This window comes from Cupriavidus sp. FW305-27 (genome assembly GCF_058787995.1).
In genome coordinates, this window is sequence record NZ_JBYTAG010000030.1 from 1 (window position 1) to 24,013 (window position 24,013).

Below are 24,013 nucleotides of genomic sequence, written 5' to 3' on the forward strand. Positions count from 1 at the left end.
CCCCCCCGGAGTCCCCCATGCGCCTAGATGACGAAGCCGAAAGCCAGCACGTTGAAGACCGCCGCGGCGGATTCGGCGGTGTCGGCGGCAAGACCATCGGCATCGGCACGGTCATCGTCGCGCTGGCGGCGTCCTATTTCTTCGGCATCGACCCGATGCTGATCATGCAGGGCGCCTCGGTGCTGCAGGGCTCCGGCCCGCAGCAGCAACAGCAGCAGGCGAACCGCCCGCCGGCGACGGATCAGATGACGGTGTTCACGCGCAAGGTGCTGGGCAATACCGAGCGCACCTGGCAACACATCTTTGAAGCCCAGCTGAACCGCCGCTATGCGCCCCCCACGCTGGTGCTGTTCTCGGGCGCCACACCCACGGCATGCGGCACCGGCCAGTCGGCGATGGGTCCGTTCTACTGCCCCGGCGACCAGAAGGTCTATATCGACCTGGCCTTCTATGACGAGCTGCGCCAGCGCTTCGGCGCCAGCGGCGACTTTGCCCAGGCCTATGTGATCGCGCACGAGATCGGCCACCATGTGCAGAACCTGCTGGGCGTATCGGACAAGGTCGACAGCGCGCGCCGCCGCATGGGCGAGGCGCAGGCCAACCAGCTCTCGGTGCGCATGGAACTGCAGGCCGACTGCCTGGCAGGTGTCTGGGCCGCCACCGCGCAGCGCGCCAACCAGCAATTGCTGGAGCCCGGCGATATCGAAGAAGGCCTGAAGGCCGCCGCCGCGATCGGCGACGACCGGCTGCAGCGCCAGTCGCAGGGCTATGTCGTGCCGGAGGCCTTTACCCACGGCTCCAGCGAGCAGCGCGTGCGCTGGCTGCGCCGCGGCATCGAGTCCGGCGATATCCGCAAGTGCGATACCTTCGCCTCGCGCGACCTGTAAGCGCAGGCTCCACCCCCGACGTGGGAAGGGTGCCGACAATGTGATGTTTGCGTTGCCCGGACTTTGTTCCCTGTCTATAATCGCCGGCAAGGCCGCATTGCGACGGCCAGTCGCCGGCGTCGATCCTCACCGATCCTTCCTGCCGCAGCGCCGGGTTCTCCCCTCAGGACCCCTGCAAGCGCCGCGGTGCACGCCGGCCCCGGTCTGCGGGCCACGCGCCCCCTGACCGACAGGCGACCCGACACGCGGCCAGATCTGCACCATCAGCAACATCGGCCCGGCTTTGCCGCGACTCGACGCCTCTTGCCGCTAAGCCTTGCGGCGTCTCCACACCCAAGCCGTTCCGTTCCAACCGCACCGGAGCCACGGCCGATCTTCACTTGCCGTGCGCCCGTGCCAGCCCTGACCTGACATGGCGTCGTTTTTCCTGAAGCGCCCGGCGTTTGCCTGGGTGCTGGCCATCCTGACCGTGGTAGCGGGCCTGGTGGCCCTGAACCGCATCCCCATCGCCCAGTACCCGGCGGTGGCGCCGCCCACGGTGATCGTCTATGCCGATTACCCGGGTGCGTCAGCGCGCACGGTGGAGGACCGCGTCACCGCGGTGCTGGAGCAGCAGATGCACGGCATCCCCGGCCTGCTCTACCTGGATTCCAGCAGCGAGGGCGGCACCGCCACGGTGACGCTGGGCTTCCGCCAGGGCACCGACCCGCAGCTGGCGCAGGTCAACGTGCGCAACCGCGTGGCGCAGGCCGAGCCCTTGCTGCCCGAGGCGGTGCGCCGCGGCGGCGTCTATGTCGACCAGGCCAGCAGCAGCGCCTTCATGTACGTGTCGCTGGTGTCCGACAGCGGGCAACTGGACGAGACCGCGCTGGGCGACTTTGCCGCGGGCTCGGTGCTGCCGCTGCTGCGCCGCCTGTCCGGCATCGGCAAGGCCGAGCCATACGGCGCCGAGTACGCGCTCCGGATCTGGTTCGATCCCGACAAGCTGCACGCCTTCAACCTGACCACGGCCGAGGTCGAGGCCGCCATCCGCGCGCGCAACGGCAACGTGACCCCCGGCCAGCTGGGCGCCGCGCCGGCGCTGCCGGGCCAGCCGTTCCAGGCGATCGTGCGTCCGCCCGCGCCGATGAGCGATGCGCAGGCGTTCGGGCGCATCGTGGTGCGCGCGGCCACCGACGGCTCGGCCGTGCTGCTGCGCGACGTGGCACGGGTGGAGCTGGCCGCCAGCGACTACCGCTACGGCTCCACGCTGAACACGCGCAACGCCGCGTCGATCGGGCTGAAGCTGGCCGACGGCGCCAACGTGCTGCAGACCTCGCGCACCGTGCGCGCCGCGCTCGATGCCGCCAGCAAGGGCTTCCCCGGCGACGTACGCTATGAAATCTCTTACGACGGCGCCACCTTCGTGCAGGCGTCGATCTCGCGCGTGGTGCTGACGCTGGTCGAAGCCACGGTGCTGGTATTCCTGATCCTGTACCTGTTCCTGGGCAACCTGCGCGCCACGCTGATCCCGTGCATCGTGGTGCCGGTATCGCTGCTGGGCACGGTCGCGTGCCTGTATGCGCTGGGGCTGTCGCTGAACGTGATCACGCTGTTCGGCGTGGTGCTGGCGATCGGCATCCTGGTGGACGACGCCATCGTGGTGGTCGAGAACGTCGAGCGCATCATGCGCACCGACGGCGTGGGCGCGATGCAGGCCGCGGCGCGCTCGATGCGCGAGGTCTCGGGCGCGCTGGTGGCGGTGACGCTGGTGCTGTGCGCGGTGTTCGTGCCGATGGCGTTCTTCGGCAGCGCGGTGGGCGTGATCTACCGGCACTTCGCGGTGACGCTGGCGGTATCGATCGCATTCTCGCTGTTCTTTGCGCTGACGCTGGCGCCGGCCATGTGCGCCAGCCTGCTGCGCCACAGCGCGGCGCCGGCGCGCGGGCCGCTGGCCTGGTTCGATGCGCGCTTTGCCGCCTTCACCGGGCGCTATGCCGGCTGGGTGCAGGCGCTGCAGCGCAGGCGGCTGCGCTGGCTGGCGGTCTACCTGGCGTTGACGCTGGCATGCGGCTACGCCTTGTGGAAGATGCCCAGCGGCTTCCTGCCAGAAGAGGATACCGGCGAGATCGTGGTCGATGTCGAGCTGCCCGCCGGCAGCACGCAGGCCGACACGCGCCGGCTGGTGGCCGGGCTGGAACAGTGGATGCGCGACCAGCACTACCCGGTGCATTCGAGCTTTGCCGTGCTGGGCTGGTCCAGCGGCGGCAGCGGCGAGCAGCGCGCCAGCCTGTTTATCGGCCTGACCGACTGGAAAGCGCGCGGACGCAAGCACACGGCCCAGGCCGTGCTGGAGCGGCTGTCGGCCGGGCTGGAAACCTGGGCAGGCCGCGGCGCGGCGCAGCTGTTTGCGTACAACAGCTCGGCGCTGCCGGAACTGGGCAGCATCGGCGGCCTGGACATGCGCCTGGTGGCGCGCCAGCCGGTGGGGCGCGAGGCGCTCTTCGCCGCGCGCGACAAACTGCTTGAGCGCGCCAGGCAGGACCCGGTGCTGGGCGAGGTGCGCGCCACCACCGGCCAGCCGGTGCCGGCGCTGGACCTGAAAATCGACTACCGCAAGGCCGAGGCCTTCGGCGTCGATGCCGATACCGTGCACCACACGCTGTCGGCCACGCTGGGCTCGCGCTATATCGACGAAGTCGCGCGCGAGGGCCGCGTGCGCCGCGTGATCCTGCAGGCCGACGCGCCGTTCCGCATGCAGCCGGACCAGCTCGCGCGCGTGCACGTGCGCAACGCACAGGGCGCGATGGTGTCGCTGGCCGCGTTCGCCTCGCTGGAATGGGGGCGCGGCGAGGTCACGCTGGAGCGCTTCGACGGCTTCAGCTCGGTGCGCATCAATGCCGAGGTCGCGCCGGGCCACACCACCGGCGCGGCCATGACGCGGCTGGCCGAACTGGTGCGCGAGCTGGGGCCGGAATACGACGTGCGCTGGACCGGGCGCGCCTTCGAGCAGGAGCAGACCGGCACGCAGGCGCCGTGGCTGTTCGCGCTGTCGCTGCTGTTTATCTTCCTGTGCCTGGTGGCGCTGTATGAAAGCTGGACCCTGCCGCTGGCGGTGATCGCGATCGTGCCGACCGGCCTGATGGGCGCGGCCGCGGCGATCTGGCTGCGCGGCATGCCCAACGATGTCTACTTCAAGGTGGGTGTGGTGGTGATCATGGGGCTGGCGGCCAAGAACGCGATCCTGATCGTCGAATATGCCGAGCAGTTGCGGCGCAGCGGCGCGGGCATGGGCGCGGTGGAGGCCGCCACGCGCGCGGCGCGCCAGCGGCTGCGGCCGGTGGTGATGACCTCGCTGGCCTTTGTGCTGGGCGTGGTGCCGCTGGCAATCAGCACCGGCCCGGGCGCGGGTGCGCAACAGGCGGTCGGCACCGGCGTACTGGGCGGCATGCTGGGTGCGACGGTGCTGGGTACGCTGGCGGTGCCGCTGCTCTATGCCGCGATCGCGCGCAGGTTGCCGCGCGCGCAGCCGGAGCCCGGACACGACTCGACCGCCACGCAGCCGCCTTCGGCATGAGGAGCATGCCTGCGCGCTAACGCGGTCACGAGCCGAGGGAAGAGAAAAGCGCCTGCCTGGTGAAGAGAGAAGGAGGAGGAGGTCAGCCGGGCAGGCGGGAGAGAAAACTTGCGGCCACCGCAGTGGCCGCACGAGGTCTTTGGGAAGACCTGCGAGGATCAGACGCGATAGCCGTACAGCGAGCCGTCACCCGTGCGGGAATTGTCGAGCGCACGATCGGCAATATCACCGGTGAAGGTGTGCGCACCTTCGCTGAAGGTATCGAACTTGTCCTTCTTCGAGATCTCGCCGCTGAAGCTATGCGAGCCTTCGGTGAAGCTGTCGAACTTGCCGTCGCGGCGCGAGCCTTCCGAGTACGGGTCGAAGCGGCCGGTGCGGGCTCCGTCCGTGTATGTATCGAACTTGCCTTGCTTGGCGCCGTCCGTATACACATCGTACTTGCCGGCCTTCAGCGCATCGGCGTACACATCAAACTTGCCAACCTTGCTGGCAGCGGGGGCAGCCAACGCCACAGCGGACGCGGCGACCGCCGCGAACACAAGCGCGCCGCCAAGGATACGTCTGGCGATCATTTGGGACTCCTTCAACTGATTTCGTCGTTCTTTCTTGTATGGACCGGGATGAGACTCCGGCCGCCCTGCAATCTATGTTGCGATGCGAGCACGGACTGAAGATTAGTCACAGTCCGCGCAAGCAGAAATACCGCTGCGACGAATGGTGCGTTGCGAGTCGTGAAACGTCTGGCTTGCCGATGAATGGTGTCGATGGATTGCCGGGCACACGCGGCGCAGGACGCGCCTGCGTGGCCCCGGCAGCACGCCTCAGGCGGCTGGGATTTGGCTCAGGATGCGGCTCAAAGCGTGTACTGGCCGCTGGCTTCCGGCTGGAACGCGATCCCGGCGACACTCACCTGCTGCTCGCGGCCGTCGGGCAGCCGGTAGCTGACGGTCTGGCCGGCGCGCGCGCCCAGCAGCGCCTGGCCCACCGGCGACAGCACCGACAGCCGGCCGGCATCAAAGTCGGCCGCGTCGGGGTACACCAGCGTCCAGTTGCGCGGGGCCTGCTCGCCCGGCAGGTTGCAGACCAGGCGCGTGTTCATGGTGACCACGTCGGTCGGGATCTCTTCTGGCGCGACGATGGTGGCGCGCGCCAGCAGGCTGTCGAGCATGTCCTCAAGCTGCGCCGAGTCGGCGCGGCTGGCGATGCGCTCCAGGCGGGTCACGTCGAGTTCGGTCAGGTACAGGGTGGCGGTATTCGTTTTGGTGGCCGTCATGGCGGGTCCTCCGGCAGTCAGGTGGTTTGGCGCGGCCCGGCCAGCATGGCAGGCGGCGGCGGTCAGGTCTTGCAGGTCTGGCGTTTGCGCAGCAGCGCGGACATCAACGAATCCGGCGCGGGCCTTGCGGCAGCGGCCGGAAAACTGAAAACGCTGGCTCGGGCCCGGTTCGGCCCGGGCCCCGCTATGGAGACGAATCAGGCTGGGAACCGGGCGGAATCAGGCGGTGTGCTGATCCGGCGGGGAGAGACCGCGCTCGCGGCGCGCTGGGGCAGGATGTTGGCCGTGGCGATCGCGCACGCGTGCGCGCGGCCGGTCCGCATCAGGCGGACAGGCGCATCGGGCATCGGCGTAAGGCGATCAGTCATGGTCATGCAGAAGGGTGGATAAGGGGCAGCGGATGGTTCTCTGAACAGGCGAGCCGTGTAAGTCGTTGCTCACTACATCGCTCACTGGCTGCGCTGCCGCCGGGCCCGTGCACCGCAGCGGTGCGATCACGGGAACAGCCATCGTAGCACAGCGACGTGCCTGCGCGCCTCACCCGTTGGCAGCAGGCCCGGCCTCGTGCGCGCCCGCATGGCATTCGCAGGCCGCACCGGCGGCGGCCTGCTGCAGGTTCTGCAGGATGCCGCATTCACTGGCGGGCTGGTGGTGGTGGCAGGTCTCGCGCAGCGCGCGCAACTGCCCTTCCAGCGCCTCCAGCGCCACCCGCTGCGCATGGATCTGCGCGATCTGGCGGTCCAGCAGCGTATTGATGTCGTCGCAGTCCTGCGACGGATTGCGCTCGAACTCGCGCAGCCGCCGCACATCCGACAGGCCCATGCCGAGCGAGCGGCAGTGGCGCACGAAATTCAGCTGGACCAGGTGGCCGTCGTCATAGCGGCGATAGCCGTTGGCCTCGCGCCGGGGCGCGTCGAGCAGGCCTTCGCGTTCGTAATAGCGGATGGTCTCGACATCGCAGCCGCTGGTACGGGAGAGTTCGCCGATGCGCATGGTGCCTGGCCCTCGTTTTCTACCCTGTAACTACTACAGGGTAGGCGACAGTGTAGGCCAGTCTGGCAGGTCTTGCAGGAGTTACTGATACGGCACATATTGAGCGAGTGACGCCGACGTGCGACGGACCCTGCAGGGCGGCGCCTGTGCCTTGCCGCATCCTGTAGAATTCCTCCTACATCTACCGATAAGCCGTCCCCCTTCGTGCGCTCCCTCCGGCTACTTCTGCTGGTCATGATGCTGGCCTTCCTGCCCCTGCCGGGCTGGGCGGCGGCGTTCGCGCACGCCGAGGTGGCCACCGGCGAAATGTCGGCCGCGCCAGCGGCCAACATCGGCAACGACGACGCTGCCGGCGTTGCCGCAACGGGCGAGCCGTCGCCCGCCTCCGAAGCCGCCGAGCCGCGGTGGCAGCCCGGCGCCGACCTTGCCGAGCAACTGCTGCCGGCATCTCCGTTGTGCCTGGCCGCCTGGGGCGGCCGCGCCGGGCCGCCGCGCTATGCCGGCGCCCCGCTGCCCGAACCCGACCTGCCGCGGCTGCCGCGTCCGCCGAGCGCCTGAGTCCCACCGGCGCGGCCTGGCCGCGCCCGCCTGTTCCTGCGTGCCGCGCCTGAGCGTGCGGCGCGCGTCTGCGGCCCGTCCGCATCCTGGCTGTACCGCCCTACACACCACTGCTCCATACACATGAAACGCGTATTGCTTTTCCTGGCGACCAACCTCGCCGTCATGCTTGTCCTCAGCATCACCGCCAGCGTACTGGGGGTGAACCGCTTCCTGACCGCCAATGGCCTGAACCTGGGCACGCTGCTAGCGTTCGCCGCCCTGATGGGCTTCGGTGGCGCCTTTATCTCGCTGCTGATGTCCAAGACCATCGCCAAATGGTCGACCGGCGCGCAGGTCATCACCCATCCCAGCACCAGCACCGAGCTGTGGCTGGTGCAGACCGTCGAAAAGCTGGCGCAGCGCGCCGGCCTGCCGATGCCGGAAGTTGCCATCTACGATGGCGAACCCAATGCCTTCGCCACCGGCGCGACCAGGAACAGCTCGCTGGTAGCGGTGTCCACCGGCCTCCTGCAATCGATGTCCCATGAAGAAGTGGAAGCCGTGCTGGCGCACGAGGTCGCGCACGTGGCCAACGGCGACATGGTCACGCTGACGCTGATCCAGGGCGTGGTCAACACCTTCGTGATCTTCCTGGCGCGCGTGGTCGGCTACTTCGTCGATTCGATGCTGCGCAAGAACGATGAGGAATCGAGCGGCCCTGGCATCGGCTACATGGTCACGGTGATCGTCTGCGAGATCGTGTTCGGCATCCTGGCCAGCATCATCGTGGCGTGGTTCTCGCGCCGCCGCGAGTTCCGTGCCGATGCGGGCGCGGCCGGCATGATGGGCACGCCCACGCCGATGGTGGCGGCGCTGCGCCGCCTGGGCGGCCTGGAGCCGGATGGCCTGCCGCAGAACATGCAGGCGATGGGCATCGCCGGCGGCAAGTCGTGGATGGCGCTGTTCTCGAGCCATCCGCCCATTGAGCAGCGCATTGCCGCGCTGCAATCCGCGCGCTGAAGCCCGGGGCAAGCAATGCCCGGCGCCGCGGCCTGACTCTGGCGCGGCGCCGGCTACCTGACAGGGAGTTTTCGATGCGATCGAGCGTGCTGGAACCGACAAGCCCCGCGTGGCGCGACACGCTGGCGCGATGTCGCCATGATTGCTACCACACGCCTGGCTGGCATACTGCCGCTGAGCGTAGCGACCACGGCAGCGCCGCCGCGGTGCTGGTGCGTGACGGCGCCCACGAATTGCTGGTTCCGCTGGTGCGCCGGCCCATTGGCTGCGGCAGCTGGGATGCCACCTCGGCCTATGGCTACGGCGGCCCGGTGTTGAGCACCGATGTCCCGGCCGGCTTTGCCGAGGAGGCACTGGGCGCGGCGCTCGCGCTGCTGCGCGAGTGCGGCTGCGTGTCGTGGTTTATCCGCCTGCACCCACTGCTCAATGCCGACTGGGACAGCCGCCTCGGGCTGGTGGTGGATCAGGGCGAGACGGTATCCGTCGACCTGACCAAGAGTGCCGAGCAGCTATGGCACGAAACGCAGGCGCGCCACAGGCAGGGCATCAACCGCGCCCGGCGTGCCGGCGTGAGCGCACGCCTGGACCGTGATTTCGCCAGGCTGCCGCGCTTTATCGCGCTGTACAACGCGACCATGGCGCGCCTGGGCGCGTTGCCCTACTACTTCTTCGACACGCAGTACTACCGCACCCTGGTGCGCGCGCTGGGCGACGACCTGCTGCTGTTCGTGGCTGAGGAAGACGGCTGCATGCTCGGCGCGGCGCTGTTCACCGTGGCCCGGGGGACGGGCATCATGCAATATCACCTGTCCGCCTGGGACTGGGCGTACCGCCACCTCCAGCCGACCAAGACCGTGATCCATGCCGCGCGCGAATGGGGCCGCACCAACGGCCTGCGCTACCTGCACCTGGGCGGCGGGCTGGGTTCGGTCAAAGACTCGCTGTATGAGTTCAAGCGCGGCTTTTCGCACGATACGCATGTGTACCGGACCCAGCGCCTTGTGGTGAACCCCGACCGGTACGTGGCGCTGTCCGGCGGTGACAAAGCCACGCTGTATGACCTGGGTGGCTTCTTTCCGGCTTACCGGCGCCCGGGCGCGCGCTTCGGGCCGCCGCAGGCGGATGCCGGCGACAACGTGCCGGCGCTCGCGGCATTCAAGACCGGGACCTGAAGCCGGACTGCTGCGGCGCTAGTCGACCACCCGGCCCCGCAGCACCTTGACCTGACTGCGCTGGCTCTTGGATTCCAGCCGGCGCCGGCGTGATGCCAGCGTGGGCCGCGTGGCACGGCGCACGCGCGGCGGCGTGGCCACGCTGCGCACCAGTTCGTGCAGCCGCCGCACCGCTTCGTCGCGGTTCTGGTCGAGGCTGCGGAACTGCTGCGCCTTGATCACCACCACGCCGTCGCGCGTGATGCGGTGGTCGTGCAGCGCCAGCAGGCGTTCCTTGTGGTCGGGCGCGAGCGAGGATGCATGCACGTCGTAGCGCAGGTGCACGGCATTGGACACCTTGTTGATGTTCTGGCCGCCCGCACCCTGCGCCCGGATCGCCGTGATCAGGTATTCGTGATGGGGGATGACGAGATCGTCGGTCATGGTGGGATCATAGCAAGCGCTGGTGGCACTACCGCCACGCATAGCCGATGCCAACCCCGTAAGTGACCTGGTTGCGCGTGCCGCGCTGGGTCACGATGGGGCTGTCGGCGGCATCGCCGGTCAGGCGCTGGCCGTACACCATCGCCCCCCATACCAGTGCTTGTCGAACTGGTAGAGCAACGCCAGCCAGCCGGTGAACTGTTCCAGGCCCCCGCCCGGCTATAGACAGGCAGGCCGCTGGCCGCCGAATCCGACGGGGTGACGCCGAAATAGGTGCGGTTGAAACTGCCGCTGACCCACGTCGCGCCCAGGCCGGCTCCCGCATAGACCCGCGGGTGCTGCGGCACCCACAGCGAACCCGTTGCAGCGATATGCGTGCCGCCGTAGATGATGCCGGCATTGGTCATCACGTTGACGCCGCCGCGCAAGCGCCAGGGGACACGGCCCTGGTTCAGGTATTCATAGCCGACGTAGCCGCCGGCCTCGAACGTGGTGTCGATCTCGTGCAGGCGCGAGACCACCGGATCGTCAACGTCGTTGCGTCCAAGGCGCAACCCCACTGCCGGTCCCCACTGGAAACCGGTTAGCCCGCCAAAGTTGAACTGCGCATACGGGCCATACCATTCCAGCAGCCGGCCGCCCGGCGTGACATAACGCAGGCCCGGCACCACGCCGATCATGCGGTCCTTGCCGCCGGCAAACTCGGTGGTAGAGCCAATGCCAAGCCCGGCCATATTGGGGAGCGAACCCGGCAGGCTCAGCGGCGCAGCGGACACCGAGGTTGCTGCGCCGGCGAGCAACAGTGCTGCCAGCACGCCGCCCAGCTTGCGCAGGGGCGTTGTCGAAATTGCCATGGTGGTTTCCGGGAGCGCGGCACACGGCCCGCCGCGCGAGATTGCGTGGATCGAGTGAATCTATCAGCACTGGCGCGCGGCACGGCGAGGTGCGTGCTGAGAGTTTTCAGGGCGCGATTTAAAGCCGCGCCCGCTGTGCTGACCCGCTGATGTGAAATGTTCCGGCGCGGTTCGGGCACGCTGCGCGCAGCCGACGGCAGCCGCATCATGTTCCAGCGCATCGGCAACAGCACCCTGGCGCTGGTCGACTACTTCTCCGCCGCCGACCTGCTGCTGCGCACTGCGTTGCACCTGAGCGCCGTGCTGGCCGCCAGCGCGCTGGCGCTGGCGTTGCTGATGTGGGTCACCTTGCAGGGCATTGGCAAGCTGTTCTCGCACTGCCTGGCGCGCGGCGAAGCGCTGCGCGCGCTGCCCGAGACCGACGCGCTGACGGGCCTGACCAACCGCCGCGAGTTCGAGGCGCGCTTCGGCATCGAGTACGAGCACTGCCTGCGCGACAAGACGCCGATGTCGATGCTGATGATCGCTATCGACCGCTTCAAGCGCATCAACGACAACTGGGGCCACGCCAGCGGCGAACGCGGGCTGCGGAAGCTGGCCAGTGTCATCGCACTAAACTTCGGGAGGAATTTTGGCGCGCCCGGCTGGGATCGAACCAGCAACCCCTGCCTTCGGAGTTTTGGTGACGCACAACAACTCTATATAAATCAATGCCTTGCGCAACTCGCAACTTGCAAAACCAAGGCTAAACAAGCTCAATCAAGGCCAGCCCAGCCCACTCTAGGTGAAATTTAGCTACAGTCGTCCCGCCAAAGCGCCAGTGCCAGTCGGTTAGAGGACCGATCTTGTAAACACCCTCTCTCGCCCGAGGCCGGCCGTTTTCGTTATCCTTGTGCATCTAACAAGGAACGACATGGCGACGACCTACAAAAGTCAAATCCGACAAGGCACTATCGACGCGCTTCGCCAGAAGGTCGCTCGGAAGAGCTATGGCAAGTACCTCTTGAAGATCAAGCTGATCCACGTGCGGGGATTGCGCGATCAGACGATCAATTTCGATTTTCCCGTTTCCGCGCTCATCGGACCTAACGGGGGAGGAAAGACTACGATACTGGGAGCTGCTGCTACGGCCTATTCATCAATCAAGCCGCGCCAGTTCTTTACGAAGAGCGGTCGATTTGATGACAGCATGGCCAACTGGAAGATGGAGTATGAGTTGATCGACCGCGACGTGAATCGCGACGACACGTTCAGACGTACTTCAGCCTTTCACGCGAGCAAATGGTCTCGAGGGGCGGTTGATCGGCCGACCATCACTCTTGGCGTGTCGCGCACCGTTCCGGCGAACGAGCGCAAGGAAATGCAGCGTTGCGCATCGGGGTCGTTCGCCCCAAACGCGGAGCTCGTGGACGCCATCCAGCGCCCCGTTGCTACGGCAGTGGAAAAGATTCTCGGCAAAAACATTGCTGGCTACTCCCACATCCGCGTCGATATGGCCGGACGGATATCTCTTTTGACTGGCCAGACAGACGGTGGCGTTGGCTACTCCGAATTTCACTTCGGCGCGGGGGAGTCGAGCATCATTCGTATGGTTATGCAGATTGAAGCGATGGAGGCGAATAGTCTCGTGCTTATCGAAGAAATCGAGAACGGCTTACATCCAGTCGCGACCATACGCCTTGTCGAATATCTGATCGAGGCAGCGGAGCGGAAGAGCATCCAGGCAATCTTCACAACGCACTCGAACGACGCACTGCTTCCATTGCCCGCCGAGGCGATTTGGGCCTCGATCAATGGGCGCATTTTTCAAGGAAAGCTTGACGTCGGATCACTTCGAGCGATCACGGGACAGATCGACGCCGGCTTAGCGATTTTCTGTGAAGATGACTTTGCGGCTGCATGGATTCGGGCAATGCTCCGCAGTCGAAGGGGCATCGCTGTCGACGCCATCGAGGTGCACCCGATGGCCGGCGATGGAACTGCTGTAAGCGTGAATCGGTACCACAATCAAAGTCCCGCACGGCGCTTTCCGTCAGTCTGTATCCTCGACGGCGATTCTAGGCAGCAGGTTAATGTTGCCCAGCATGTCTTCCGGCTGCCTGGCGCCCAGCCAGAGGCGTATGTCTTTGATCGTTGCTTAGAAGCAGATGCTGAACTTGGGCGGCTCGTCGTTCGGCTCAATCAGCCCTTCGCCAACGCGCAGGAGGTGCTTCGCCTACTGCAGGGAGTGCGGATGGCGAATCGTGATCCTCACCTGCTATTCATCCAAATCGCGGAGCGGCTTGGGTTCATGCCAGTTGAGGTCGTCCGAGAGGCGTTTTTTGCTACATGGAACGACGCATATCCTGACGAGCGTAATGCACTGCTAGACAGTTTCGCCGCCATGCTACCGCCGGATAACGGGGCCGCAGGTGCCGGTGCTGCTGCGCAAAACGCCAACATCGCAGGTGCTGGAGTCGGTCCGTAAGCGATTGGTTCGCCGAGGCGGTTCGGTGCAACGGCAGCTTCAGCATCGGTGGTCGCTTGGCACATACTCACCTTGTCCAAACTTGCGAGGTCAGATTCGAAGGGAAGGGCTGCCCCGGCGCGTATTTGCGTTCCCGTGCGTCCGGCGGCGGCGCGACGCCAAACACGTCGCGCAGCAGCTGCCGCTGCGTGGGCCGGTAGTTCGTACACATGCTCGTCTCCTGTCGTTAGCCGCTGCGGCGGCGCCTGGCCTCGCGCTTGAGCGCCCACGGATCCTGCATGGCCAGCCTGGTCACCATTTATCCTCGCGGCGGCGCTCTTCCGCCAAGCACGGCTCCTCTCCAATTCGCGGCGCAGCGCGTCAATCACAATCTCCAGCGACATGGCCGTCGATGTGCCCGCGGACGCGGGGAAGCACGACAGCAGCTGATCTGCGCGCCGGTGTGCAATCGCGCAATTTCCCCAGAGCAGAGCGTGCACCTCAGGCGAGCGGTTGCGCCGATACAGCGCTCGCAGCTCGATGGCCGACAACGGCGCGGGATAGCGCGGGTCGTCCCGCTGGCCAGCAAGGTAATCAGCCATCGCGTATCCAGGTGACGGCGTGGCGTGCGTGCTTCCGGTTGCACATTCGCGTTTCAGCCTACTACTGTATATATGTACAGTGTGAATCAAGGGTCCGATTAAAGGCGCCGGGGGGTCGGGAAAAAGGTAACTTTGGTAACCCGTGAACAGGGATCGACTGGAAAGCACTGCCAGATAAGGCTTTGAGGGTTTCAGTGCAAAGGTAACATTGGGGTAACTCTAGGGTAACCAGATTACCTTTAGTCTTAGTAACTTTTATGGTTCATAATTCCTAATAAAATCAATGACTTACTGACAGGTTACCTTTTGGGTTACCTCAGATTACCTTTTGTAGGTAACCCTCGGCGCCTTTATAAATCAATGAGTTAGCGTTGCTTTTTGGGGCGGATTACCGAGGTTACCTTTTTCCTGACCCGCCCCCGGTCCACAGATTTCGTCGCTGTTGGGCGAGGTCTGGTCAGCGGAAGGAGCACCTCGTGCAGAACACTGCGGCAGGTGCGTAGATCTGCGTAAGGCAATGCACGGTGCAGATCGCCCACGGCGCCAGTGCTGGGGCGGCCGGCGCCCTCTCTCGGCGCTGCATAAAAACCACTCGATGAAGCGAGCGGGTGAGGCGGGGTCTCAACCGCGCGCTGAGGGTCGAAGGTCGGGGGGGGCCGGAAAAATCGGCGTGCGGCCCCCGGCGCCGATGCCGCTGGCAGGCGCGAGGCGGCCGTGGCGCCCCGCAGGCGCGCGCGGCAATGCAGGAGGTGGCGTAAAAGGCGGAAACGAATAGAGGCGCCGTGAGCACCTCTATGGGGATGCCGGCACCATCAACCGGCGCCAGCTAAATTGAGAAGTGGGATGGGACTGGTCGCCCCGGCGGCGCGCTAGCTGAGACCGACCTCCGCCCCCAGTGTGTACGGCTCGAACCGCACCACCTGCTGCCCCAGCCATTCGTTGACTTCCATCAGCCGATCCTGCAGCGGCTTCACCTCGTTGCGTGCGAACACCAGCGCGGCCTTGCCTGCGTCACCGAACCCGCCCGTGTTATGGGGAATGATGCCCATCAGTTGCGGCGGCACGCGGTGCGCGGCGAGCTGGTCATCGCGGGTCACGTTCTTGATGTTCCAGAACTCGTCCTTGGCCGCGACTTCCGACACCGGGATCAACTGGATGCCTTCCTTCTTGCCGTTGGGTGCGTACATGAACAGGTTGCGGAAATTGCCCGGCCCCTTGCTGTTCTTGAGGGCCTCGCGCAGGTTGTCCACGTCTTCCTGTTTCTGCGCGGCATCGGTCATGTAGAGGATGAATCCGGCGTGACTGCCGTTCTTGTAGTAGCGCCTGCGGAACAGCGTGGCCGACTCATTTAGCCAGGTCGCATTCAACGCCGACAGGTACTCGGGCAGGCCGTACACCTCCTGGTTGATGTCCGGCTCCATCAGGTGAAAGATGCTGCCCAGTTTGAATTCGTGCTTGTCCTGCCAGTTCTGCACGAAGAAATACCGTGCGAGGTCCGTGCCGCGCCGCATGTACTTCGCGAGCGCTGGCTCCAATGCCATAGTCCGGCCTAGCGCATTGTCGCGGCGCTCCAGATACCCGTTCCCGAACACGAGGAAGTCCTGCACCCAGCGCGCGAACGCAGTGCGCGACAGCAGCTTGTGCGGGATGAATGTCGAGACGAGGATGTTGCGCTTCACATAGATGGGCGAGCTGTTATGCACGGCCGCGCGAAACGTGCGCGCCAGCCCGTCCCACGGCATCGGCGGCTCGAACCATTCGCCGACGCGCTGACACTCGATGTAGTCGAGCAGCTCGCGACGGTCGAGCACGGCAACGGGATCACCGAAGCTGAATGCCTCCATAGCAGCCGAGGCCGGCGCGGTAGCGGGCGGCTCGCTGGGCTGCGCCGTGTGGTGGTTCACATTCGGCGCGCGGCCTCGTTTCTTCCGGGTCATGACAGCTCCATGATGCTGGTATTAGTGGTGGTGACGCCTTCGAGTGGTTCGTGTGCGATGGCGTGCATGCATGCCCACGCGAGGTCCGCGTGGCTTGTTTCTTCGGATCGGCCGGCCTGGTACGTGACACGGCCGCCAGCTGCGGTGGTGGTCTTCCGGATCGACATGAACGAAGCGGCGAAGTCGGTCCACCCTGCGTCAAACTCCAGCCGCCCCTTGCTGATCACGTCGTGCGCCTTTAGCACTAGGCTGGTCTTCACGTCGACTGAGTAGGTGAAGCCTTCCGCATCGGGCCGGAACTTGGTCACGAGCTGGTAGACGGCATCGCCGATGCCGGTACGGTCGATGCCGATGTATGCGACGTTGTAGCGCTCGGTCACGCGCTTGATGGCGGTCGCCTGCTCTTCGTAGTCGATGCCGCGGAACTGGTGTTTCTCCAGCACGCGAAACTTGCCGCCTGGTACAAGCGGTGGCGCCACGACTACCAGCGCCGCACTGTCGCCACCGCCGCCGTTCGGGTCGTACCCGACCCACACCTCGCGATTGCCGAAGGGACGAGGCGACCAGTGCCGGAAGTCTTCCCACACCTCCCAGCTATCGACCATGCCGCGCATAAGCATGGACAGCGGGAAGACCGACGCCGTGTCATCGATGAAGCCGCACATCAGCAGGTTCTCGAAGTCAGCGTCGCTGTACTCCAGCCGCAACTGGTCGAGGTCGAACAGGTTGCAGCCACCGGCGATGGCGTCTTCCACCGTGACGATCTGTTTCCACTGACCGTCCGCGCACCGCCGGCCACCCTGCAGGTTCGCGTGGCTCACGTCCACGCGGATGTGGTCTTCCTTCTTCCGACCGCGATTGAACAGCGCCCCCGACCAGAACGGGTATGCCTCGTGGGCGAGGCTGGAAGGTGTCGAGAAATACGTCTGCCGCCATTTCGAGTGGATGGCCATCCCGGAGGCCACCTTGCGCAGCTCTTGGAAGCGCTGGATCCAGAAGTACTCGTCCAGATACAGGTTGCCGTGATAGCTCTGCGCGGTACGTGCGTTCGTGCCGAGGAAATACAGCGTGGCCCCGTTCGGTAACACCATCGGGTCGCCCTTCAGCTCCACACCGGCTGCGTCCTTCGCGAACTGGATGATGTACTGCTTGAAGACGTGGGCCTGCGCCTTGCTGGCCGACAGGAAGATCTGATTGCGCCCCGTGGTCAGCGCGTCAATGAAGGCTTCGCGCGCGAAGTACCATGTAGCACCGATCTGCCGGCTCTTGAGGATGTTGCGGATCCGCTCGGTCAGGCCGGTTTCGTACCAGACGCGCTGGTAGTCGAACATCGAATCCATGAAGGCGTCGACCAGTTGTTCCTGTTCCTCTTCGCTGATCGCGTTGCGCTCGGGGGCGCGGCGTGGCCCCTTGTTCCGATTGGCGACCTTGGGGTTCAGGTCCGCTTCGTTGCCGCTGTACTCATAGCGGCGCACACGTGCCAGGCGTTCGATCTGGCGCCCGAGCAGATCGATCTCCTTGAAGTCCTTCCCCTCCTTGTTCTCCTTCGCAATCAGTTGCGCCATGCGTGTTTCGAGATTCGAACCCACGCGCGTCACGGCGTCGGCACGGTCCCACTGCTCGCGCTGCTTCCAGCTGTGGATCGTGGACGACTTCTTGCCGAGCATCTCGGCGATGCGCGCCACGCGATAGCCCTGCCAGTAGAGCGCGCGCGCAATGCGACGCGGCTCCATCTCGGGGTCCAGCGAAAGCGAGGTGATGGGCGGAAGCGTAGTCATGCCGCAACGCTACCGTCCGCGCGCGCGCGTGCCACGTCGTGCGTGTTGTCACTGCTGCATGCACAACACGATTGCGTTGCCCGCGCGCGGCGCCCCGCCGAACATGGCAGCACGAACACACCACACCGAACCACCACCGAAGAGGAATTCATGGCCGGCAAGAACACGAAGTTTTTCCGCATTGCCACCGAAGGCGCGACCAGCGACGGGCGCGTGATCGACCGTCAGATGATCGTGCAGATGGCAGCCAGTTACGACCCTGCGACGTATGGCGCGCGCATCAACATGGAACACATTCGCGGGTACGACCCCACCGGCCTGTTCAAGGCATACGGCGACGTGATCGCGCTCAAGGCCGAAGAACAGGACGGCAAGATGCGCCTGCTCGCGCAGCTCGATCCCACCGCCGAGCTGGTGGCCTTCAACAAGGCACGGCAGAAGGTGTTCTGCTCGATGGAGGTGAACCCGGACTTTGCCGACACTGGCGAGGCATATCTGACCGGTCTGGCGGTGACCGACAACCCGGCAAGCTTGGGCTGCGAGATGCTGGCCTTCAGCGCCAAAGCCAAGGTCAATCCGCTGGCCGAGCGCAAACAGGATCCGCAGAACCTGTTCACCGAAGCCGTGGAAGTCACACTCGACTTCAGCGAAGAGAAGCCCACCGAAAAGGGCAAGGATTCGTCCAGCCTGTCGGCATCCATCAAGCGCATCTTCTCGCGTCAGGACAAGAGCGACGCCACCAATGAAGCGAAGCACGCCGATACCAACGAAGCGGTGACGGCGTTGGCCGCTGAGGTGAAGGGCATCGTCGACAACTTCAGCAAGTTGCTGACGGTCGTTGAGACCATGGCCGGGCAGGTGGACACGCTGCAGGAGAACCAGACCACCGCGAGCAAGGAATTCTCCACGCTCAAGGGCGAGCTGGAGAAGACCGAGACGTTCACGAGGCGACCGCCGGCCACCGGCGGCAGCGGCGACGCCGCAATCAAGACCGACTGCTGAGCCGGCACCCGGACAGCGACTCCATAACCCATACCCGGAGCCAACTCTATGCGAAACGATACCCGCCGTCTGTACACGGCGTACGAAGGCGAAATCGCTCAACTGAACGGCGTTGAGCGCGTTGACCGAAAGTTCAGCGTGCAGCCGAGCGTCCAGCAGCGACTGGAAACCAAGGTGCAGGAATCCAGCGAATTCCTTCAGCAAATCAATGTTCACGGCGTGGTCGAACAGGAGGGCGAGAAGATCGGCCTCGGCGTGTCCGGCCCGGTGGCTGGCACCACTGACACGACGGTCAAGGACCGGCAGACCAGCGATATCGCGACGCTGGACGGTCGCAAGTATCGTTGCGAGCAGACCAACTCGGACACGCATATCACCTACCAGCGCCTGGACGCGTGGGCGAAGTTCGCCGACTTCCAGACGCGCATTCGTGACGCCATCCTGCGCCGCCAAGCGCTGGACCGCATCATGATCGGCTTCAACGGCATCGCCCGCGCCGCGACGTCCGACCGTGCAGCCAACCCGATGCTGCAGGACGTCAACAAGGGCTGGCTGCAACATTTGCGCGAAGAAGCCGCAGAGCGCGTGATGGCTGAAGGAAAGGCCGCCGACAAGATCGTGGTCGGTGGCAGCGACACCGACGCCACCCGTGACTATGCGAGCCTCGACGCCTTGGTGTTCGATGTGGTCAACCACCTCATCGCCCCGTGGTACGCGGAAGATCCGGATCTCGTGGTGATCTGCGGCCGCCAGTTGCTCGCCGACAAGTATTTCCCGCTGCTGAACAAGGACCGCGATCCCACCCAGAAGATCGCTGCGGACATGATCATCAGCCAGAAGCGCATCGGCAACCTGCCGGCCGTCCGGGTGCCGTACTTCCCGCCCAATGCGCTGATGGTCACGCGCCTGGACAACCTGTCCATCTACTGGCAGGAGGGCGCGCGCCGTCGCACCATCCTCGACAACGCCAAGCGTGACCGCATCGAGAACTACGAGTCGAGTAACGATGCGTACGTGATCGAAGACCTTGCCTGCGCGGCCATGGCCGAAAACATCGTGGTGCAGGAATGACGAGCCCCGCCCGCAAGCATTTCCTGCGCGCGACGGCGGCCTCGGTGGCGGCGGCTTCGGCCGCAGCCAATCCGCTGCGTCATGCCACGGGCCACGAGCTGATGCTCGCGCAGCTCGCCGAGCACAAGCGCGCCCTGAAACAGATCCAGTCCATCGAACGCAAGGCCGATGCGAAGCGCAAGATGCTGCCCGAGTACTCCGATTGGGTGCAGGGCACGCTGGACGCGGATACGGGCTTGCAGGATGAAGTGTTCATGACCATCATGGTCTGGCACATCGATGTCGGCGATTTTGCCGGCGCCCTGCCCCTCGCGCGCTACGGCATCCGCCACGGCATGGTCATGCCCGACCAGTACCAGCGCACTACGGCGTGCCTGATCGCGGAGGAATACGCCGCGATGGCCATCAAGGCGGCCGAGGCCGGCCAGCCGGTCGACGCCGAAGCGCTGGCCGAGGTGACGCAGCTCGTGGAAGGCCAAGACATGCCTGACGAAGTGCGCGCCAAGCTCCACAAGGCGCGGGGCTATGTGGCGCTGGCTCAGGTCGACGGCCTGCAGTCGGCGGCGCAGCAGCAGTCGTGCCGGCGCTTCGCACTCGACCAGCTGCAACGTGCCCTACAGCTCCACGACAAGGTGGGCGTGAAAAAGGATATCGAGCGCCTGGAGCGTGACATCAAGAATGCCGGCCCCGCCGCCTCTCAGGAGGAAGGCACGGGCTGACACCGAGCGTGACCCCGCGCATCAGGCGGCACGGGGTGCCCCATGGGCGCGCCGCAAGGCCAACCCGAACGGTCACCCCGTCCACCGCCTCCACATAGCGACTGCGTACCCATGTCCTCATTCTTTGCTTCCGCGCCGGCCGAATCCGGTCAGAACCAGATTGCCAACGATGGGTTTTTCCCCGACATAGATGTCGACACGGCTACCGAGGCCATGCGGCAGGACGGCACGGTGACGGCCGAGCGCCTGCGGGGCGCCCTGGTCGAAGCGGCGCTGTCCGTGAACGCGGATCTGGCCATGTGGCGGGCCGTGCAGCAGGCGGCCGGCTACGCGACGCTCGAGGCGGTGCCAGCGGCGCGGATCGACGGCAAGTCCGCGCACCTGCATCGCTACCTGCGGGCGGTGTACTGCGAGGCACGCGCGGGTCTGATCGAGCGGTACCGGGACTACGACGCCACGGCGGCCGGCGACCGCAAGGCGGAGGCGCTGATGCAGGCGGTCGAGGATCTGCGGCGCGACGCGCGCTGGGCCACAAGCGACATCGTGGGCCGGCCGCGCAGCACGGTGGAGCTGATCTGATGCGCGTGATGACCATGCAGGGCGACACCGTGGACGAGATCTGTCATCGCATCTATGGCCAGACCGCCGGCATCACCGAGGCGGTTCTCGAAGCAAACAGGGGCCTGGCCGATCTCGGCCCGGTTCTTCCCCACGGCACGGTCGTAGACCTGCCCGACCTACCCCAGCAGGCTGACGTGCAGCGAGTCCAGCTCTGGGACTGACCCCAAGGAATGAATCATGGCTGAACCCATCTCCGCCAGCTCGACCGCCGCCCTCGCCGTGACGGGCATCGGCGCGATCACGCTGGTGCCAGGCGTCGACGCTGCCACAGTGCTGGGCGCGTTCGCGGGCGCCGCAGTCTTCGCCCTGAATTCGGACGAACTGACCACTGGCAAGAAGATTGCCTTCCTCATGCTGTCCATCGTGATGGGCTGGCTTGCCGCACCACTGGCCGCATCGCTGATCGCCCGGATCCTGCCGGCCGACACCGAAGTCAGCCACGGCGTGGGCGCGCTGGTCGCATCGGCCGTGCTCGTGAAGCTGCTGCTGGCGCTGATCCGGCTTGCCGACAACAGCGACCGCCTGGTGGCGCTCTTCAGGGGCAACAGCGATGGAGGTGCCAAGTGAAGACGCTCTACGTGTTTCAGGCGCTGCTGTGCGCCCTGATCGCCATCCGGCTGCTGTTCTTCCGTCGCAATGGCGCCGCCCATCGACCGTGGGCCGCGCGGCTGGCCTACGCCCTGATCGTGATGGCCGGCGCCGTCGTCATCGGCGTCACGTTCGAACGCTATGAATGGGCGCTGCTGGCGCTCATCGGCATCACCGCCGTCCTCTGCATTGCCATCTATGCCGTGCGCGGCAATGTGGTCGAGCTGTTCCGCATTACCGGCCTCGATCCGGATGGTGATGGCGAGTCCCTGCTGTTGCGCCTGCTTCGGAGATCCAGCCATGACGCTACTGCGACGCGGTGACGTAGGCGCCGAGGTGCGCGAGCTGCAGCGCCTGCTGCGCGTGCGTGGCGCCCGCATCGAACTGACCGGTGCATTCGATGACGCGACTGCGGCGGCCGTCGTGGTGGCCCAGGCTCGCTACGGCCTTGTCGTAGATGGGATTGTCGGCAACAAGACGCTGCTGGCCCTGCAGCTCGACGGGCGCAGCCCCGGCCACCTCGGTGCCGAGGATCTGCGCCGGGCGGCGGCAACGCTGGACGTGAAGCTGGCCGCCGTACGTGCGGTCAATGAGGTGGAGAGCCAAGGATCGGGATTCCTGCCTGACGGCCGGCCGGTGATTCTCTTCGAGCGCCACATCATGTACCGGCAACTGCGCGCTGCAGGCCACGACGCGGACCAACTTGCCCGCCAGTATCCGAACATCGTCAACCCGGCACGCGGCGGATACATGGGCAAGGCCGCGGAACATATGCGGCTGGCGCAGGCGGCCGGGCTTGACCAGGCATGCGCGCTCGCCTCGGCGAGCTGGGGTCTGTTCCAGATCATGGGCTACCACTGGGAGCGCCTTGGCTATCCCAGCGCGCAGGACTTCACAGACAGCATGCGGCGTGGCGAGGCCGAGCAGCTCGATGCGTTCGTGCGCTTCATCCAAACCGACCCGTCCCTGCATAAGGCGCTGAAGGGTCTGAAGTGGGCGACCTTTGCCAGCCTGTTCAATGGCCCGGCGTACAAGGACAACCTCTATGACGTGAAACTGGCTCGCGCCTTCACGCGCTACGAGGCCGAGGAACAGGTGCCCGCATGAACCGGCCTCTTGCTATCGCCCTGGGCACCGTCGTCACACTGCTAGCGGCGGCCGGTGCCGGTGCCTGGTTCACCGACCGGTACTGGGAAGCCGTGCGCCGTGCCAAGGCATCGGAAACCTTGGTGGCGTCACTGCGCGCCCAGCTCGACAGCACCGATGCCGCTGTTGTCGAAGTTACCAAGTACGTCGACCGTGTGCAGACCATCCGCGTGAAGGGCGACACCATCGTCAAGGAGATTCCCCGTTATGTCACCGTCGAAGCTGATGCCGCTTGTACTGTGCCTGGTGGCTTTGTCCGCCTGCACGACGCCGCCGCCACCGGTAGCGTGCTCGATTCGGATCCCGGAGCTGCTGATGCGGCCCCCTCAGGGGTTCCACTCTCTGCCGTCGCCGGCACCATCGCCGACAACTACACCACCGGCCACGTCAACGCCGCTCGGCTGACAGCGCTGCAGGACACCCTGCGCGTTCAAGGCGTGACGATCATTGGGGAGCCAGCTCAATGAGAAAGCCCGTAGAGCTGCGCGCGGCGATCACCGCCGCCGTGGCGGATCTGAAGCGCAACCCCCACAAGCTGCACCTGTTCGTGGAGGAAGGCCGCGTGGTGGCCACTGGCGCGAAGACGATCTCGTTCGAATATCAGTACACGCTGACGCTGCTTGTGACGGATTTTGCCGAGAGCGCGGACAAGATCACGGTGCCGGTGATGGCCTGGCTGCGCGAGCACCAGCCGGAACTGTTCACGAACCCGGACAGGCGGCCCGATGGCTTCAAGTTCGAGACCGACATCCTGAATCATGACTGCGTCGACCTGCTCATGCGGATCCCGCTGACCGAACGGGTGATCGTCAAGGTGGTCGATGGGCGCTACGAAGTGACGCATGCCCCGGAACCCGTGAACGAGTACGACGACCCGTCCGGCTGGAGGCTGCCTGTACCGTGAACAGCCTCGAAGACCTGACCGCCTGGGCGGGCGCCCTGCTGCACAAGCTCGATGCCGGCGAGCGCCGCACCCTCCTGCGTGCCGTGGCCAATGAGCTGCGGCGCCGGCAGACGGTTCGGATTGCGGAGCAGCGCGATCCCGATGGTTCAGCCTACGAGCCGCGCAAGCCCCGCCTCAGGCAACGCGCCGGCCGCGTCCGCCGCGCGATGTTCATGCGCCTGCGTACCTCGCGCTTCATGAAGGCGCAGTCCGACCCAAATAGCGCCGTAGTGAGCTTCATTGGCCGTGCCGAGCGTATCGCAGCAGTCCACCAGTTCGGCCTGCGCGACCGTGTGAACAAGGGCGGCCTCGAAGTCCAGTACGCTAAGCGCGAGCTGCTCGGTTTCGAAGAGAACGATGTGGACCGCCTGGCCGACATGGTGCTAGCCCACGTGGCGTCCTGAGGTCATTGCAGGCGGCACGCGTGCCGCTTGTTGTCGCG

General features: G+C 65.6%; 25 protein-coding genes. 18 read left to right on the forward strand and 7 right to left on the reverse strand.

The annotated features are described in order from the left end of the window. Window positions 1–17 precede the first annotated feature (17 nt). Both ypfJ and AC3WRI_RS15975 read left to right on the forward strand, forming a co-directional pair. Entirely contained in the window at window positions 18–887 is an 870-nt protein-coding gene (gene ypfJ / locus AC3WRI_RS15970; RefSeq protein ID WP_010812152.1) for a KPN_02809 family neutral zinc metallopeptidase, read from the forward strand. Window positions 888–1,299: 412 nt separating this feature from the next. Further along, entirely contained in the window at window positions 1,300–4,443 is a 3,144-nt protein-coding gene (locus tag AC3WRI_RS15975) for a multidrug efflux RND transporter permease subunit (protein WP_492293523.1), read from the forward strand. Window positions 4,444–4,601: 158 nt separating this feature from the next. Here AC3WRI_RS15975 and AC3WRI_RS15980 read toward each other — a convergent pair whose 3' ends face one another. The 3 genes from AC3WRI_RS15980 to AC3WRI_RS15990 all read right to left on the reverse strand — a co-directional run bounded on the left by AC3WRI_RS15980 (window position 4,602) and on the right by AC3WRI_RS15990 (window position 6,709). Continuing rightward, window positions 4,602–5,015, reverse strand: a complete 414-nt coding sequence (locus tag AC3WRI_RS15980) for a hypothetical protein (protein ID WP_010812154.1) — start codon at window positions 5,013–5,015, stop codon at window positions 4,602–4,604. A gap of 281 nt (window positions 5,016–5,296) precedes the next feature. Beyond that, window positions 5,297–5,716, reverse strand: a complete 420-nt coding sequence (rnk, locus tag AC3WRI_RS15985) for a nucleoside diphosphate kinase regulator (RefSeq protein WP_011616212.1) — start codon at window positions 5,714–5,716, stop codon at window positions 5,297–5,299. Window positions 5,717–6,253: 537 nt separating this feature from the next. Further along, window positions 6,254–6,709: a Cd(II)/Pb(II)-responsive transcriptional regulator gene (locus AC3WRI_RS15990; protein WP_010812157.1), complete on the reverse strand. Its 456-nt coding sequence runs from the start codon at window positions 6,707–6,709 to the stop codon at window positions 6,254–6,256. A 234-nt stretch (window positions 6,710–6,943) separates the two neighbouring features. Between AC3WRI_RS15990 and AC3WRI_RS15995 the strand changes: the two genes are divergently transcribed. The 3 genes from AC3WRI_RS15995 (at window position 6,944) to AC3WRI_RS16005 (ending at window position 9,441) form a co-directional block, all read left to right on the forward strand. Then, entirely contained in the window at window positions 6,944–7,267 is a 324-nt protein-coding gene (locus tag AC3WRI_RS15995; protein ID WP_011616213.1) for a hypothetical protein, read from the forward strand. Between the two features lie 123 nt (window positions 7,268–7,390). Beyond that, a complete protein-coding gene (gene htpX / locus AC3WRI_RS16000) occupies window positions 7,391–8,269 on the forward strand; it encodes a protease HtpX (protein WP_010812159.1) in 879 nt (292 codons plus the stop codon). Between the two features lie 86 nt (window positions 8,270–8,355). After that, a complete protein-coding gene (locus AC3WRI_RS16005) occupies window positions 8,356–9,441 on the forward strand; it encodes a GNAT family N-acetyltransferase (protein WP_231881366.1) in 1,086 nt (361 codons plus the stop codon). Between the two features lie 18 nt (window positions 9,442–9,459). Here the strand turns inward: AC3WRI_RS16005 and arfB are convergent, their stop codons facing one another. Further along, a complete protein-coding gene (arfB, locus tag AC3WRI_RS16010) occupies window positions 9,460–9,864 on the reverse strand; it encodes an alternative ribosome rescue aminoacyl-tRNA hydrolase ArfB (RefSeq protein WP_010812161.1) in 405 nt (134 codons plus the stop codon). Next, entirely contained in the window at window positions 9,861–10,718 is an 858-nt protein-coding gene (locus AC3WRI_RS16015) for a MipA/OmpV family protein (protein ID WP_011616215.1), read from the reverse strand. The genes arfB and AC3WRI_RS16015 overlap by 4 nt, the downstream gene beginning before the upstream one ends. 207 nt (window positions 10,719–10,925) lie before the next feature. Here AC3WRI_RS16015 and AC3WRI_RS16020 point away from each other — a divergent pair, with 207 nt between their 5' ends. Then, window positions 10,926–11,513 (forward strand): diguanylate cyclase domain-containing protein, encoded by a 588-nt coding sequence (locus AC3WRI_RS16020; protein WP_492293524.1) that lies wholly within the window; start codon window positions 10,926–10,928, stop codon window positions 11,511–11,513. A gap of 118 nt (window positions 11,514–11,631) precedes the next feature. Further along, window positions 11,632–13,185 carry an ATP-dependent nuclease gene (locus AC3WRI_RS16025; RefSeq protein ID WP_492293525.1) on the forward strand — a complete coding sequence of 518 codons (1,554 nt, stop codon included), beginning with the start codon at window positions 11,632–11,634 and terminating at the stop codon, window positions 13,183–13,185. 1,450 nt (window positions 13,186–14,635) lie between these two features. Here AC3WRI_RS16025 and AC3WRI_RS16030 read toward each other — a convergent pair. Both AC3WRI_RS16030 and AC3WRI_RS16035 read right to left on the reverse strand, forming a co-directional pair. Continuing rightward, entirely contained in the window at window positions 14,636–15,703 is a 1,068-nt protein-coding gene (locus tag AC3WRI_RS16030) for a phage portal protein (protein WP_492293526.1), read from the reverse strand. Next, window positions 15,700–17,481, reverse strand: coding sequence for a terminase ATPase subunit family protein (locus AC3WRI_RS16035; RefSeq protein WP_492293527.1), 1,782 nt, complete (start codon window positions 17,479–17,481; stop codon window positions 15,700–15,702). The genes AC3WRI_RS16030 and AC3WRI_RS16035 overlap by 4 nt, the downstream gene beginning before the upstream one ends. A gap of 150 nt (window positions 17,482–17,631) precedes the next feature. Here AC3WRI_RS16035 and AC3WRI_RS16040 point away from each other — a divergent pair, with 150 nt between their 5' ends. The 11 genes from AC3WRI_RS16040 to AC3WRI_RS16090 all read left to right on the forward strand — a co-directional run bounded on the left by AC3WRI_RS16040 (window position 17,632) and on the right by AC3WRI_RS16090 (window position 23,975). Continuing rightward, window positions 17,632–18,483 (forward strand): GPO family capsid scaffolding protein, encoded by an 852-nt coding sequence (locus AC3WRI_RS16040; RefSeq protein ID WP_492293528.1) that lies wholly within the window; start codon window positions 17,632–17,634, stop codon window positions 18,481–18,483. A 48-nt stretch (window positions 18,484–18,531) separates the two neighbouring features. Then, window positions 18,532–19,554 carry a phage major capsid protein, P2 family gene (locus AC3WRI_RS16045; protein ID WP_492293529.1) on the forward strand — a complete coding sequence of 341 codons (1,023 nt, stop codon included), beginning with the start codon at window positions 18,532–18,534 and terminating at the stop codon, window positions 19,552–19,554. After that, the gene (locus AC3WRI_RS16050; protein WP_492293530.1) at window positions 19,551–20,273 is read left to right on the forward strand and encodes a phage terminase small subunit; all 723 of its coding nucleotides are present in this window, start codon (window positions 19,551–19,553) and stop codon (window positions 20,271–20,273) included. Before AC3WRI_RS16045 ends, AC3WRI_RS16050 begins: the two co-directional genes overlap by 4 nt. Window positions 20,274–20,384: 111 nt before the next feature. Continuing rightward, on the forward strand, window positions 20,385–20,852 hold the full coding sequence (locus tag AC3WRI_RS16055; protein WP_492293531.1) for a head completion/stabilization protein: 468 nt from the start codon (window positions 20,385–20,387) through the stop codon (window positions 20,850–20,852). Beyond that, complete coding sequence (locus tag AC3WRI_RS16060) at window positions 20,852–21,055, forward strand: tail protein X (RefSeq protein WP_492293532.1); 204 nt, start codon at window positions 20,852–20,854, stop codon at window positions 21,053–21,055. Before AC3WRI_RS16055 ends, AC3WRI_RS16060 begins: the two co-directional genes overlap by 1 nt. 16 nt (window positions 21,056–21,071) lie before the next feature. Continuing rightward, window positions 21,072–21,461, forward strand: a complete 390-nt coding sequence (locus AC3WRI_RS16065; RefSeq protein ID WP_492293533.1) for a putative holin — start codon at window positions 21,072–21,074, stop codon at window positions 21,459–21,461. Further along, the gene (locus AC3WRI_RS16070) at window positions 21,458–21,805 is read left to right on the forward strand and encodes a phage holin family protein (protein WP_492293534.1); all 348 of its coding nucleotides are present in this window, start codon (window positions 21,458–21,460) and stop codon (window positions 21,803–21,805) included. Before AC3WRI_RS16065 ends, AC3WRI_RS16070 begins: the two co-directional genes overlap by 4 nt. Further along, the gene (locus AC3WRI_RS16075; protein ID WP_492293535.1) at window positions 21,783–22,589 is read left to right on the forward strand and encodes an N-acetylmuramidase domain-containing protein; all 807 of its coding nucleotides are present in this window, start codon (window positions 21,783–21,785) and stop codon (window positions 22,587–22,589) included. Before AC3WRI_RS16070 ends, AC3WRI_RS16075 begins: the two co-directional genes overlap by 23 nt. After that, complete coding sequence (locus AC3WRI_RS16080; RefSeq protein WP_492293536.1) at window positions 22,586–23,095, forward strand: hypothetical protein; 510 nt, start codon at window positions 22,586–22,588, stop codon at window positions 23,093–23,095. The genes AC3WRI_RS16075 and AC3WRI_RS16080 overlap by 4 nt, the downstream gene beginning before the upstream one ends. Beyond that, window positions 23,092–23,532 (forward strand): phage tail protein, encoded by a 441-nt coding sequence (locus AC3WRI_RS16085; RefSeq protein WP_492293537.1) that lies wholly within the window; start codon window positions 23,092–23,094, stop codon window positions 23,530–23,532. The genes AC3WRI_RS16080 and AC3WRI_RS16085 overlap by 4 nt, the downstream gene beginning before the upstream one ends. Next, on the forward strand, window positions 23,529–23,975 hold the full coding sequence (locus AC3WRI_RS16090) for a phage virion morphogenesis protein (protein WP_492293538.1): 447 nt from the start codon (window positions 23,529–23,531) through the stop codon (window positions 23,973–23,975). Before AC3WRI_RS16085 ends, AC3WRI_RS16090 begins: the two co-directional genes overlap by 4 nt. Window positions 23,976–24,013: the final 38 nt, after the last annotated feature.